Source organism: Pantoea sp. CFCC18179 (genome assembly GCF_059412405.1).
In genome coordinates this window covers 55,029-68,102 of the sequence record NZ_JBNBPM010000007.1, presented here as the reverse complement: position 1 = coordinate 68,102, position 13,074 = coordinate 55,029, and the positions used below count along the sequence as shown (strand labels likewise).

Genomic DNA, 13,074 nt, shown 5'->3' with positions numbered 1-13,074 from the left:
ATTAAAACATGGTCTCTTTTGGCGATGACGTCCAGCCGAAAACCGTGGATTTCGCCAGTTTCGGACTATGCCTGGCGGCCAGTTTTCGTGCCATAACACATTGAATTTAAATCATTCTGTTAAGCGGGCTTGAAGCTGGGTTACGGGTTTTGTTACAGAAGTGGGTCGGCTGGGTGATTAGCTAAAATTCACAGGTGAAAATGCTGAATTAAGGCAAACTTTGCGGGTTGGTTTGTTAGTGTTGGTAATGATTTGGGTCACCATAAATGGCGACCCTACAGCGAAGCGGCAAATTTACTTTGGCATCGCGCTCAGCGGGATAATCGCGCCGCGATGTTGGATCACGGTGCTGGCGGTGAGATGTCCACGTGCGGCGGATTCTTCGGCGCTGCCACCGGCTAAACGCACCGCCAGATAACCGGCGCTGAACGAGTCACCCGCTGCGGTGGTATCAATGACCTTTTCTTTCGCCAGCTTAATGGCCGCCACTTCACGCATCGCGTCGTCACCCACCGCAACCAGGCACGAATCCGCGCCGCGCTTGATCGCAATCTCCGTTACACCGGCATCACGCGTGCGCTTGATCACCGCTTCCAGCGGCTGCTCGCCCCACAGCAAATCTTCATCATCGAGGGTAAGAAACGCCATATCGGTGTGGCGCAGCATTTCTGCATAGGCTTGCTGCGCGCTGGCTTTATCGGCCCACAAGCGCGGACGATAGTTGTTATCGAAAATCACCTTGCCGCCGTTTTTACGGCAAGCACTGAGCAACGCCATCAATTTGTCGCGGCTGGCGGCGGGCAGAATCGCCAGGCTGATGCCACTCAAATAGAGATAATCGTAGTGCGCCAGTTGCTGGCAAATCTCATCCGCCTGCGCGCTATCCAACCAGAAACGCGCCGCTGCGTCATTACGCCAGTACCAGAAGGTGCGCTCGCCGTGTTCATCGGTTTCGATGAAGTACAAGCCCGGCATTTTGTTGTCGAGGCGCTGAATCAGATCGGTATGTACTTGCTCTTGCTGCCAGGCGGCGATCATTTGATCGCTAAAGCTGTCGGTGCCGAGTGCGGTGATGTAATCAACGCGCAGCTGGTTTTCATCTGACTGGCGTGCGAGATATACCGCAGTATTCAGCGTGTCGCCGCCAAAACCGCGTTTGATGCTGTCGCCTTTCTCGGATAGCTCAATCATGCATTCTCCAATGATGGCAATTTTCTTCTGCGTCATGGTCTGTAGCCTATAGTGATTTTGCCCTAGTCTCGCGTCTGGTATGGCAGTCGTCAATGGTTTTTAAAACGATGTTTTGATTTAGCTTAAGGCAACAAAAACGCCACGCTGCGCGGATTTAACGGCCAAAGCGCCTTGTGTTTTGCCGATTAAGCGCGAAGTACGCTGTTACACTCCTCTCTTCATGGACCCGCTTAGATTGATAAAGTTATCCATGCGATCGCCGATACTTGCCGCTGAGATGCTATTTGCAGGCACTCACCACCAACCAGGAAAAAACCATGGTGATGAAGAATTTGAGTCATCGGCTGCCTATTTCAAATGAGCTGGAACAACAACAGGAAACGCGTCTCTTCTGGCAGCAGTGCCAACGATTCTACACTTTCCAACCGATTTACCAGGTCTCAGGCCGCTTGCTGGCCATTGAATTACTGACGGCGGTAACTCATCCATCCGCGCCAGAAAAAAGGCTGTCGCCCGAAGCGTATTTTGATGCACTGACTATCGCACAGCGCTTGGCTGTGGTGCAGGAGCAACTTGAACTATTGATAAAGTGGTCACCGTTTTTCCAGCAACGTGAACTGGTGGCATCGGTCAATATCGACGGCCCAACGTTGATGGAGATTGAGCAGCACGAGTCGATTCGCACACTGATCGCCCAATTGCCGTGGGTGCGTTTTGAACTGACCGAACACCACGCGCTGCCGCAGGAAGAGATGGTGGCGAAGATGCCGGAACTCGGCCCGTTGTGGCTGGATGATTTCGGTTCGGGCATGGCGAATTTCTCGGCATTGACCGAACTGCGTTATGACTACATCAAACTTTCTCGCGAACTGTTTATGCTGCTGCGTGCCAGCGATGAAGGGCGTTCGATGTTTTCGATGCTGCTGGCGTTGATTAACCGTTATTGCAACGGCGTGATCGTTGAAGGCGTGGAAACCGAGGAAGAGTGGCAACAGGTGCGTAGCTCGCCAGCAATGGCGGCGCAGGGCTATTTCTTCTCACGTCCGGTGCCGTTTAGCGAGCTGGAACGTATGGCGCTTGAGCTTCCCTGATCCCGTTCCGCGACGTCTCGACTATCCTTAGTGAGACGTGGAAGGGCAAGGAGGATGCAATATGTCACGTACCCGAAAGATCCTGAGCTGGGTGGTCGGGATTTTTTTGTTATTGGTTGTGCTGATTGTGGTGATCATCGCCACTTTTGACTGGAATCGCCTGAAACCAACGATAAATCAAAAAGTTTCAGCGGAATTAAATCGACCTTTCGCGATACGCGGCGATCTGGGCGTGGCGTGGGTGCGCAATCGCGAAGAACCCGGCTGGCGCAGTTGGGTGCCGTGGCCGCAGATCCATGCCGACGATGTGATGCTCGGCAACCCGCCATCGATTCCTGATGTCACCATGGTGCATTTGCAGCGTGTGGAAGCGACGATAGCGCCGCTGGCGTTGCTGCATCAGCAGATCTACCTGCCATGGATTAAGATGCAACAGCCGGATGCGCGCCTGGTGCAGACCGCTGATAAAAAGAACAACTGGACCTTCGATCTGGCAAGCAGCAAGAACAGCGACGCCAATGCTGCGCCATCGGCATGGTCATTCCGTCTCGATAATATCCTGTTCGATCAGGGGCAAGTGCGCTATCGCGACGCCATCAACAAAGCCGATGTCACTGTCACCATCAATCCGCTGGGCAAACCGGTGCCGTATGCGCAAGTCGCTGGCGGCAACGATCAGCAAAAAGGCGCGGGTGATTTTGTCTTTGGCTGGCAAGCGAGCGGCACGTACAACGATCAGAAACTGGATGGCGACGGCAAAATTGGCGGCATGTTATCGCTGCGCAGTAAAACCACGCCGTTCCCGTTGCAGGTTGATGTGCGCAATGGCAGCACGCGTGTGCGCATCGATGGCACCTTACAAGATCCGCTGAATCTCGGCGGGCTGGATGTGCGTCTGCGCTTCTCCGGCGATACGCTGGCGAATTTGTATGGTTTGACCGGCGTGCTGTTGCCGGATACGCCACCGTATGAAACTGACGGCCATTTGATTGCGCGCTTTACCGACGAGAAAGGGCCGCTGTTCCGCTATGAAAACTTCAACGGCCATATCGGCGACAGCGATATTCATGGCTCGCTGCGCTATCAGCAAGGTAAACCACGGCCAACACTGAATGGTGAACTCTCCTCGAATCAACTGCGTATGGCCGATTTGGGGCCGCTGATTGGCGTGAATTCGGGTAAAGGCAGCGAGAAAACGCAGCAGGCCAAAGCGCAGCGTGGCGATGCCTCAACGCAACCGGCCGATCGCGTGTTGCCGCATGACAAGTTCGATACCAAAAGCTGGGACGTGATGGATGCCGATGTGAAGTTCAGCGGCAAACGTATCGAACACAGCAGCAAGCTGCCGCTCAGCGATCTGTATACCCATCTGCAATTGAAGAACGGCGATCTGCTGCTTGATCCGCTGCGCTTCGGCATGGCGGGCGGCAGTATCAACTCCACTATTCATCTGGAAGGCAATCGCACGCCGATGCGCGGAAAGGCGGATTTGCATGCGCGGAAATTGCGTCTGCGTCAGCTGTTCCCGGATGTCACGGCAATGCAAAACAGTTTGGGGCAGCTTAATGGTGATGCGACGTTGAGCGGCACCGGCAATTCGGTGGCCGATCTGCTCGGTACCAGCAATGGTGAACTGAAACTGCTGATGAACGATGGCTTAATCAGCCGCAGCCTAATGGAAATTGCCGGTTTGAACGTCGGTAACTATATCGTCGGCAAGCTGTTCGGTGACGATGAGGTGAAAATCAACTGCGCCGCCACCGATCTGAATATTCGTCAGGGATTAGCGACGCCGCAGCTGTTCTTACTGGATACCGAAAATGCGGTGATCAACGTGACCGGCAACGTCAACTTTGCTAACGAACGCATGGACTTGTCGATCAATCCGGAGAGTAAAGGGATTCGCATCATCACGCTGCGTTCGCCGCTGTATGTGCGCGGCACCTTCAAAAATCCGGATGCTGGCGTGAAAGCCGGACCGCTGATTGCGCGTGGCGCGGCTGCGGTGGCGCTCGGCGCGGTCGTGGCTCCGGCTGCTGCATTGTTGGCGCTGGTGTCGCCTAGCGATAACGAAGCCAACCAATGCAGTAACGTGCTGCAGCAGATGAAGAATCAGAAGTGATCAGTTACGCCACAGCACTTTGATGATGTGGTAACCAAAGGCGGTTTTCACCGGTCCATAAGGTTGGAGCAGCGGACAGGAGAAGACCGCCTTATCAAAGGCTGGCACCATTTGCCCTTTACGGAATTCACCCAAATCTCCGCCGTTGCGCCCAGACGGGCAGGTTGAGTGTTTTTTTGCCAGTTGCTGGAAGTTCGCGCCTTTCTCAAGCTGCGCCAACAGGGATTTTGCCTGCGCTTCCTCTTTCACGAGGATATGTAAAGCCGCCGCGGTTTTCGCCATCATTGAATCTCGTTGTGTATAATCGTGCGCAAGCATTATACCCACCTTTTTTTCGAATCCACTGAGCGATTTCCGTTATGCGTTTAAACCCCGGCCAACAACGTGCTGTCGAATTTGTCACTGGACCTTGCCTGGTGCTGGCCGGTGCTGGCTCCGGTAAAACCCGCGTTATCACCAATAAAATCGCCCACTTGATTCGCGAATGCGGCTATCAGGCGCGCCATATCGCCGCCGTGACCTTTACCAACAAAGCGTCACGTGAGATGAAAGAGCGCGTGGCGCAGACGCTGGGACGCAAAGAGGCGCGCGGCCTGATGATTTCTACCTTCCACACCTTGGGGTTGGAGATCATCAAACGCGAATACAAAGCACTCGGCATGAAAGCCAGCTTCTCGCTGTTCGACGATCAGGATCAGCTGGCGCTACTCAAAGATTTGACCCAACAGTGGCTGGAAGAAGATAAAACCCAGTTGCAGCAGCTGATTTCTACCATCTCCAACTGGAAGAACGATCTGGTTGATCCGCAACAGGCGATTGGCGCGGCACAATCGCAGCGCGACCAGATTTTTGCCCACTGCTATCAGCTGTATGACCAGCATCTCAAGTCCTGTAACGTACTGGATTTCGACGATTTAATCGCGTTGCCCACCTTGCTGCTGCAACGCAATCAGGAAGTGCGTGAACGCTGGCAGCAGCGTATTCGCTATCTGTTGGTGGATGAATATCAGGACACCAATACCAGCCAGTATGAGCTGGTGAAACTGATTGTCGGCGCGCGCGCGCGATTCACCGTGGTGGGCGATGACGATCAATCGATTTACTCGTGGCGCGGGGCGCGACCGCAAAATCTGGTGCTGCTAAAAGAGGATTTCCCAGCGCTGGAAGTGGTGAAGCTGGAGCAGAATTACCGCTCAACCCAGCGCATCCTCAAATCGGCCAACATCCTGATTGCTAACAATCCGCACGTGTTTGAAAAGCGCCTGTTCTCTGAATTGGGGCAGGGCAGCGAGCTGAAAGTGCTGAGCGCCAACAACGAAGATCATGAAGCCGAACGCGTGGCTGGCGAGTTAATTGCGCATCACTTCATCAATAAAACCGCCTACAAAGATTACGCGATTCTGTATCGCGGCAATCATCAGTCACGCGTGTTTGAAAAGCAGCTGATGCAGAACCGTATTCCTTATCGTATTTCCGGCGGCACTTCGTTCTTCTCACGTCCGGAAATCAAAGATTTACTGGCTTATCTGCGTGTGCTGACCAATCAGGAAGATGACAGCGCATTTCTGCGTATTGTGAATACGCCGCGTCGTGAGATTGGCCCGGCAACGCTGCAAAAACTGGGTGAATGGGCCAACCTGCGCAACAAAAGCCTGTATCACGCCAGCTTTGATATGGGGCTGGAACAAACGCTGAGCGGGCGCGGATTAGAGCATTTGCAGCGTTTTACCCATTGGCTGAATGAGATTATCCAGCTAACCGAGCGTGAACCGGTGAATGCGGTGCGTGACCTGATTCGCGGCATCGATTATGAGAGTTGGTTGTTCGAAACCTCGCCCAGCCCAAAAGCCGCTGAAATGCGCATGAAGAACGTCAATTTGCTGTTCCAGTGGATGACCGAAATGTTGGAAGGTGATGAGCTCAACGAGCCGATGACGCTGGCGCAAGTGGTGACGCGCTTTACGTTGCGCGACATGATGGAACGCGGTGAGAGCGACGAGGAGCTGGATCAGGTGCAATTGATGACGCTGCATGCGTCTAAAGGACTTGAGTTCCCGTATGTCTATCTGGTCGGCATGGAAGAGGGTTTGTTGCCGCATCAGAGCAGCATTGATGAGAACAATATCGAAGAAGAGCGCCGTTTAGCCTACGTAGGTATCACGCGTGCGCAGCGCGAGCTGACGTTTACGCTGTGCCGCGAGCGCCGTCAATATGGCGAGCTGGTGCGCCCAGAGCCGAGTCGCTTCCTGCTGGAATTGCCGCAGGATGACCTGTTGTGGGAACACGAGAAAAAAGTGGTGAGCGCGGAAGAGCGGGCCAAAACTAGCCAGACGCGGGTCGCGGGGTTAAGAGCGATGCTGGAGAATGCGAAGAAGGGTTAATGCTAGCGGTCGCCAAAAATGGCGCCCCTACGACGAATGTAGGGGCGGCATTTATGCCGCCCGAACATCAGGAGATCGTCAGTAACCAGTGCACATATGATTGGTAATGACTTTCCTGCTCAAGCAACTCTGAACGCAGCGGATGCGCTTCGCGCCAGCCACTTGGCAAGGTTAAATGCAAGGCATCATCATCGGCCTGCAAACGCACGGCGGGCAATGTGTCATCGCGGCGGCGGCTGGAGAAGATAATCGCCAGACGCAGCAAACGGCTTAAACGCTCGGCCATGCGCGGTGGCACGGCGTTTTGCTGCGTCAGCAAGGCTAAATCAATGCTGCCGCTTTGATTCTGCAACAAGCAGGCGAGCATCTTTTTCTGCGCGGGAGTAAAGCCAGGAAGATCGAGATGGCGAATCAGGTAGGCGGCGTGTTGCGGAGCCTGACGGAAATCGACGCTGAGGCCAATTTCGTGGATCGAACAGGCGCTTAACAGCAGATCGCGACATCGATTATCCAACTTCCACGTGCTGCTTACCTGACGGAAGAAACTCTCCGCCAACTGGCGCACGCGTCCTGCCTGCTCAACATCAATGGCAAAACGGCGCTGCACGTTTTGCAGTGTGCGGCTGCGGATATCGCGATCAATCGGCAGATGCAGCATGCCGTACACCAAACCTTCGCGCAGTGCGCCGCCAGCCAGCGTCATGCCTTCAATACTGAGTTCCTGGAAGATGGCGATGAGAATCGACAGGCCGCTTGGGAAAACCAGCGCGCGCTCCAGCGTCAATCCTTCAATTTCCAACTCTTCCAGCTTGCCGCATTGAATGGCGCGCTGCTTAAGCTGCTGTAACTTGCTCAGCGTGATGCGCTCATCCATGCCCTGCGCCATCATGATTTCCTGCAACGCCTGAACGGTACCGGATGCGCCTACACAGATTTGCCAGCCTTTTTCACGCAATGCCGCGGCGACCGGGCGAATCATTTCACGCGCGGCCAATTCGGCCTGCTCGAAATTCTCTTTAGCAAGATGACGATCGCTGAAATAGCGTTCCAGCCAAGTGACGCAACCCATCGACAAACTAAACAATGTGGTGGCGTGTGAACCTTCGCCGGTAACCAGTTCGGTGCTGCCGCCGCCGATATCGACCACTAAACGCTGATCGGAACCGCCGGTAGTATGCGCCACACCTTGATAAATCAGGCGCGCTTCTTCCTCGCCGCTGATGACATTCACCGCGCAGCCAAGAATTTGTTCAGCAGTAGTAAGAAAATCCTGCGCGTTTTCGGCAATGCGCAGCGTGGCGGTTGCCACCACGCGGATTTGCTCAGGGGGAATATCCTGAAGCTGTTCGGAGAACAATTTCAGGCACTGCCAGCCGCGCTGCATCGCCTCTGCGGAGAGATGATTGGCTTTGTCGAGACCGGCAGCCAGACGCACTTTGCGCTTTATCCGCGCGACGGTCTGGATACTGCCAGACACCTCGCGCACCACCAACATATGAAAGCTGTTAGAACCTAGATCAATCGCAGCATAAAGTGACGATGCGCTTAGCATGGTGTGCTTAACCCGGACGTTTACGGTTGCTATTGCGAGGTGCACCGCTACGACGGTTACTGTTGTTACCGCCACGGCGTGGACCGTTTCCAGAGCGACTGCGTTGCAGACGTTTCGGTGGTGGCAACTCTTCCAGCAAAGCATCGCTGTTGTACTTGCTGACCGGAATGCCGTGACCGATATACTCTTCAATCGCTGGCAGGTTCAGCGCGTACTCTTCACACGCCAGGCTGATGGAGTGTCCGCTGGCACCCGCGCGGCCGGTACGACCAATACGGTGAACATAATCTTCGCGATCGTCAGGCAGATCGTAGTTGAACACGTGCGTTACCGCAGGAATGTGCAAACCACGTGCGGCGACGTCGGTGGCAACCAGAATATCAACATCACCTTTGGTGAAATCATCAAGGATGCGCAGACGTTTTTTCTGTGCCACATCGCCAGTCAACAAACCAACGCGATGACCATCGGCTGCCAAATGGCCCCAAATGTCTTCACAGCGATGTTTGGTGTTGGCAAAGATGATGGCGCGATCTGGCCACTCTTCTTCAACCAGCGTTTGCAGCAAGCGCATTTTCTCTTCATTCGAAGGATAGAAAAGCTCTTCTTTAATACGGTGGCCGGTTTTCTGCTCCGGTTCGACTTCCACGTATTCGGCGTTATTCATGTGTTCAAACGCCAGTTCACGCACGCGGTAAGACAAGGTGGCAGAGAACAGCATACTCAGGCGTTGGGTGGCCGGCGGCATGCGGCGGAACAGCCAACGAATGTCTTTAATGAAACCGAGATCGAACATGCGATCGGCTTCATCCAGCACAACAACCTGAATCGCGCCCAGATTGACGTGATTCTGCTTGGCATAGTCGATCAAACGTCCGGTGGTGCCCACCAGAATATCGACGCCATCTGCCAACACTTTCAACTGTTTATCGTAGCCGTCGCCACCGTAAGCCAAGCCCAGCTTTAAGCCAGTCACTTTTGCTAACGGTTCAGCATCGGCATGAATTTGTACGGCGAGCTCACGCGTCGGCGCCATGATCAGCGCACGTGGCTGATTAACCTGGCGGCCTTCAGCGGCAGGATGAGAAAGAAGATAATGAAACGTTGACGTCAGGAACGCCATCGTTTTGCCAGTACCGGTTTGCGCCTGACCCGCGACATCACGCCCTGAAAGCGTAAATGGCAACGCGAGCGCCTGAATAGGCGTGCAGTTAGAAAAGCCTTTGGTATCAAGGGCTTCAACCACCTGAGGGTGCAGGGCGAAGTCGGAAAACTTCTGTTCAGTTAAGTGTGTTTTGCTCATAGTGTGGTAGAATATCAGCTTACTAGCGCTTTACGAAAGCGTATCCGATGAAATAAAGTCAACCTACGTTGGTAACATTTCCGCCAATTCGCCAGGCGCAATCTTTTGGAGTTAAACATGAGCAGCGATAAGATCGTTCACTTGACCGATGACAGTTTCGACACAGACGTACTGAAAGCAGACGGTGTCACTCTGGTAGATTTCTGGGCTGAATGGTGTGGTCCTTGCAAAATGATCGCCCCGATTCTCGACGAAGTCGCAGAAGAGTACGAAGGTAAGCTTACCATCGCCAAATTGAACATTGATGACAACCCAGGCACCGCGCCTAAATATGGCATCCGTGGCATCCCAACTCTGCTGCTGTTCAAGAACGGTGAAGTGGCGGCAACCAAAGTGGGTGCGCTGTCTAAAGGGCAGCTGAAAGAGTTCCTGAACGCTAACCTGGCCTAAGCCCAGCGCGGTGTTTATCCCGCAGTGGTGAATTTTTTCGCCACTGCTGGACGTCTCACTTTAAGCGTGTTAAGTTGAGTTCACTGCATTACGCTCTTACCTTGTAGTTTGCATCTAAAGTTTTCCCTTGTCAGACCCTACTCGCAATGAACGTTATCGTGGTTTGGCAATCTGATGACTAAGCACATTCGGCATCATCTTTCGACTGTCTCCTCGTTTCCTATCGCCACATCTGACGATAATCGTCGAGCTGAGTTGAAAAAGAGCCATTAACAGGCATGGAATTTTTGCCATACCACTCACGACAATCATTTCGAGAATTACCCCGAGTTTAAGAACCCATCACTATGAATCTTACCGAATTAAAGAATACGCCGGTTTCTGAGCTGATTACCCTCGGCGAAAATATGGGGCTGGAAAACCAGGCGCGTATGCGCAAGCAGGATATTATTTTCTCTATCCTGAAACAGCACGCAAAAAGCGGCGAAGACATCTTTGGTGATGGTGTGCTGGAGATATTACAGGACGGATTTGGTTTCCTCCGTTCTGGAGATAGCTCCTACCTCGCCGGTCCCGATGATATCTACGTTTCTCCCAGCCAAATCCGCCGCTTCAACCTCCGCACTGGTGACACTATTTCTGGCAAGATTCGCCCGCCAAAAGAGGGTGAACGCTACTTTGCGCTGTTGAAAGTTAACGAAGTTAACTATGACAAGCCGGAAAACGCGCGTAACAAGATTCTGTTCGAAAACCTTACGCCGCTGCACGCCAGCAAACGTATGCGTATGGAGCGCGGTAATGGCTCGACTGAAGACCTGACAGCACGCGTGCTGGATCTGGCTTCCCCAATTGGTCGCGGTCAGCGTGGTCTGATCGTGGCACCGCCAAAAGCGGGTAAAACTATGCTGCTGCAGAACATCGCGCAGAGCATTGCTTACAACTATCCAGATTGCCTGCTGATGGTGCTGCTGATCGACGAACGTCCGGAAGAAGTGACCGAGATGCAGCGTCTGGTTAAAGGTGAAGTTATTGCTTCGACCTTTGATGAGCCAGCATCACGTCACGTGCAGGTTGCTGAGATGGTGATCGAGAAGGCCAAGCGCCTGGTTGAGCATAAAAAAGATGTGATCATCTTGCTCGACTCCATCACGCGTCTGGCCCGTGCGTACAACACCGTGGTTCCGGCTTCAGGTAAAGTCCTGACCGGTGGTGTGGATGCCAACGCCTTGCATCGTCCGAAGCGTTTCTTCGGTGCGGCACGTAACGTGGAAGAGGGCGGCAGCCTGACCATCATTGCGACCGCGCTGGTTGATACCGGTTCGAAGATGGATGAAGTGATTTACGAAGAGTTTAAAGGTACAGGTAACATGGAATTGCACCTCTCGCGCAAAATCGCCGAGAAGCGTGTATTCCCAGCGATTGATTACAATCGTTCCGGTACGCGTAAAGAAGAGCTACTCACCACGCAGGAAGAGCTGCAGAAGATGTGGATCCTGCGCAAAATCATCCATCCAATGGGTGAAATTGACGCGATGGAATTCCTCATCAATAAACTGGCGATGACCAAAACCAACGACGAATTCTTCGATATGATGAAGCGTTCCTAAGTTGCGATAAAGCGAGTCGCTAAGCCAAGCGGCGATTCGCACAATTTGCCAGGAAATATTGCTAACGCCACGTCTTAACGTGGCGTTTTTTATTTATGGGCATTAGGATTAGCGCAGTCAGGAAGCATTTATAATGACTGTGGCAGAGATGTGTTGAATTTTTGAGCAATCAGACTTTTCTGCAGCAGAATTCGGAATAGGGATATACGGCAATAGCAGGCGTTTTGCTTATTGTTGTCCTCGATTTTAGCTGAGAGCATGAACGTGAATTTACTCACTATGAGTACGGAGCTTGGTTTAGTTTTTCTTTTTACTTTAGTGTTCCTGTTTTTTGCTCGCAAAGCAGCTAAAAAAATTGGGCTCGTGGACACACCAAACTCCCGAAAACGACACCATGGCGCGATTCCGTTAGTCGGCGGTATTTCCGTATACGCGGGAATCTGCTTTGCGTTTGCCATCTCAAATTATTATTTACCGCACGCCATGCTGTATCTCAGCTGCGCGGGCGTATTGGTACTGGTTGGTGCGCTGGATGATCGCTTTGATATCAGCGTTAAAATCCGCGCGTTAGTTCAAGCCGCGGTTGCCATCGTGATGATGGTCGGCGCCAAACTCTATTTGCTCAGCCTTGGTTTTATTATCGGGCCGGTTGAATTAATCGTTGGACCTTTCGGTTACGTACTGACGCTATTTGCGGTATGGGCGGCGATTAATGCCTTCAACATGGTCGATGGCATTGATGGGCTATTAGGCGGCCTCTCTAGCGTCACGTTTGCCGCGATCGGTATCATTCTGTACTTCGACGGCCAAACCAGCCTCGCCATGTGGTGCTTTGCGATGATCGCCGCCACCATTCCTTATATTCTGCTCAATCTTGGTTTGATTGGTCGCCGCTACAAAGTGTTTATGGGCGATGCCGGCAGCACCATGATTGGCTTCACCATCATCTGGATATTGCTGGAAACCACACAAGGTCTGAGCCATCCGATTACACCGGTCACCGCGCTGTGGCTGATTGCCATTCCGCTGATGGATATGGTGGCGATTATGTATCGCCGCTTGCGTAAAGGCATGAGCCCGTTTTCTGCTGACCGCCAGCACATTCACCACTTAATTATGCGTGCCGGTTTCACCTCGCGGCAGGCATTTGTGTTAATTACCGTTGCTGCAGCGATTCTGGCCGGCATTGGCGTGCTCGGTGAATATCTGGCCTTCATCCCGGAATGGGTGATGCTGGTACTGTTCATGATGGCATTCCTGCTTTACGGCTACTGCCTGAAACACGCATGGCGCGTGGCACGTAAAATTCGTCGTATTAAACGTCGCTGGCAAAGCAGTGGCGAAGATAAAAAATAAATTACCCAGAAAAGTACCCTA

General features: G+C 53.0%; 10 protein-coding genes. 6 read left to right on the top strand and 4 right to left on the bottom strand.

Going from position 1 to position 13,074, the window contains the following annotated elements:
- Positions 1–294: 294 nt before the first annotated feature.
- The gene (gene kdgK / locus ACPUC7_RS14645) at positions 295–1,227 is read right to left on the bottom strand and encodes a 2-dehydro-3-deoxygluconokinase (protein WP_494923473.1); all 933 of its coding nucleotides are present in this window, start codon (positions 1,225–1,227) and stop codon (positions 295–297) included.
- Positions 1,228–1,508: 281 nt separating this feature from the next.
- On the opposite strand from kdgK, the gene pdeH reads away from it, so the two are divergent.
- Complete coding sequence (pdeH, locus tag ACPUC7_RS14640) at positions 1,509–2,282, top strand: cyclic-guanylate-specific phosphodiesterase (protein ID WP_494923472.1); 774 nt, start codon at positions 1,509–1,511, stop codon at positions 2,280–2,282.
- Between the two features lie 61 nt (positions 2,283–2,343).
- Positions 2,344–4,404 (top strand): AsmA family protein, encoded by a 2,061-nt coding sequence (locus tag ACPUC7_RS14635; RefSeq protein WP_494923471.1) that lies wholly within the window; start codon positions 2,344–2,346, stop codon positions 4,402–4,404.
- Here ACPUC7_RS14635 and ppiC read toward each other — a convergent pair whose 3' ends face one another.
- Entirely contained in the window at positions 4,405–4,686 is a 282-nt protein-coding gene (ppiC, locus tag ACPUC7_RS14630; protein WP_008105734.1) for a peptidylprolyl isomerase PpiC, read from the bottom strand.
- A gap of 77 nt (positions 4,687–4,763) precedes the next feature.
- On the opposite strand from ppiC, the gene rep reads away from it, so the two are divergent.
- Positions 4,764–6,785: a DNA helicase Rep gene (rep, locus tag ACPUC7_RS14625; protein ID WP_494923470.1), complete on the top strand. Its 2,022-nt coding sequence runs from the start codon at positions 4,764–4,766 to the stop codon at positions 6,783–6,785.
- 67 nt (positions 6,786–6,852) lie between these two features.
- On the opposite strand, the gene ppx is transcribed toward rep, so the two are convergent.
- Entirely contained in the window at positions 6,853–8,337 is a 1,485-nt protein-coding gene (gene ppx / locus ACPUC7_RS14620; RefSeq protein WP_343553932.1) for an exopolyphosphatase, read from the bottom strand.
- A 7-nt stretch (positions 8,338–8,344) separates the two neighbouring features.
- Entirely contained in the window at positions 8,345–9,640 is a 1,296-nt protein-coding gene (gene rhlB / locus ACPUC7_RS14615) for an ATP-dependent RNA helicase RhlB (protein WP_343553931.1), read from the bottom strand.
- A 117-nt stretch (positions 9,641–9,757) separates the two neighbouring features.
- On the opposite strand from rhlB, the gene trxA reads away from it, so the two are divergent.
- The 3 genes from trxA (at position 9,758) to wecA (ending at position 13,053) form a co-directional block, all read left to right on the top strand.
- Entirely contained in the window at positions 9,758–10,090 is a 333-nt protein-coding gene (gene trxA / locus ACPUC7_RS14610) for a thioredoxin TrxA (protein ID WP_008105741.1), read from the top strand.
- Positions 10,091–10,437: 347 nt separating this feature from the next.
- Positions 10,438–11,697 carry a transcription termination factor Rho gene (gene rho, locus ACPUC7_RS14605; RefSeq protein ID WP_008105744.1) on the top strand — a complete coding sequence of 420 codons (1,260 nt, stop codon included), beginning with the start codon at positions 10,438–10,440 and terminating at the stop codon, positions 11,695–11,697.
- A gap of 279 nt (positions 11,698–11,976) precedes the next feature.
- On the top strand, positions 11,977–13,053 hold the full coding sequence (gene wecA / locus ACPUC7_RS14600) for a UDP-N-acetylglucosamine--undecaprenyl-phosphate N-acetylglucosaminephosphotransferase (RefSeq protein ID WP_494923469.1): 1,077 nt from the start codon (positions 11,977–11,979) through the stop codon (positions 13,051–13,053).
- The last annotated feature ends 21 nt before the right edge of the window (positions 13,054–13,074 follow it).

Bases quoted from the DNA above. Each gene is read 5' to 3' on its own strand.
- rho (WP_008105744.1), top strand. From the start codon at position 10,438: ATGAATCTTACCGAATTAAAGAATACGCCGGTTTCTGAGCTGATTACC.
- ppx (WP_343553932.1), bottom strand. From the start codon at position 8,337: ATGCTAAGCGCATCGTCACTTTATGCTGCGATTGATCTAGGTTCTAAC.
- ACPUC7_RS14635 (WP_494923471.1), top strand. From the start codon at position 2,344: ATGTCACGTACCCGAAAGATCCTGAGCTGGGTGGTCGGGATTTTTTTG.
- rhlB (WP_343553931.1), bottom strand. From the start codon at position 9,640: ATGAGCAAAACACACTTAACTGAACAGAAGTTTTCCGACTTCGCCCTG.
- kdgK (WP_494923473.1), bottom strand. From the start codon at position 1,227: ATGACGCAGAAGAAAATTGCCATCATTGGAGAATGCATGATTGAGCTA.
- pdeH (WP_494923472.1), top strand. From the start codon at position 1,509: ATGGTGATGAAGAATTTGAGTCATCGGCTGCCTATTTCAAATGAGCTG.
- wecA (WP_494923469.1), top strand. From the start codon at position 11,977: ATGAGTACGGAGCTTGGTTTAGTTTTTCTTTTTACTTTAGTGTTCCTG.
- rep (WP_494923470.1), top strand. From the start codon at position 4,764: ATGCGTTTAAACCCCGGCCAACAACGTGCTGTCGAATTTGTCACTGGA.
- ppiC (WP_008105734.1), bottom strand. From the start codon at position 4,686: ATGGCGAAAACCGCGGCGGCTTTACATATCCTCGTGAAAGAGGAAGCG.
- trxA (WP_008105741.1), top strand. From the start codon at position 9,758: ATGAGCAGCGATAAGATCGTTCACTTGACCGATGACAGTTTCGACACA.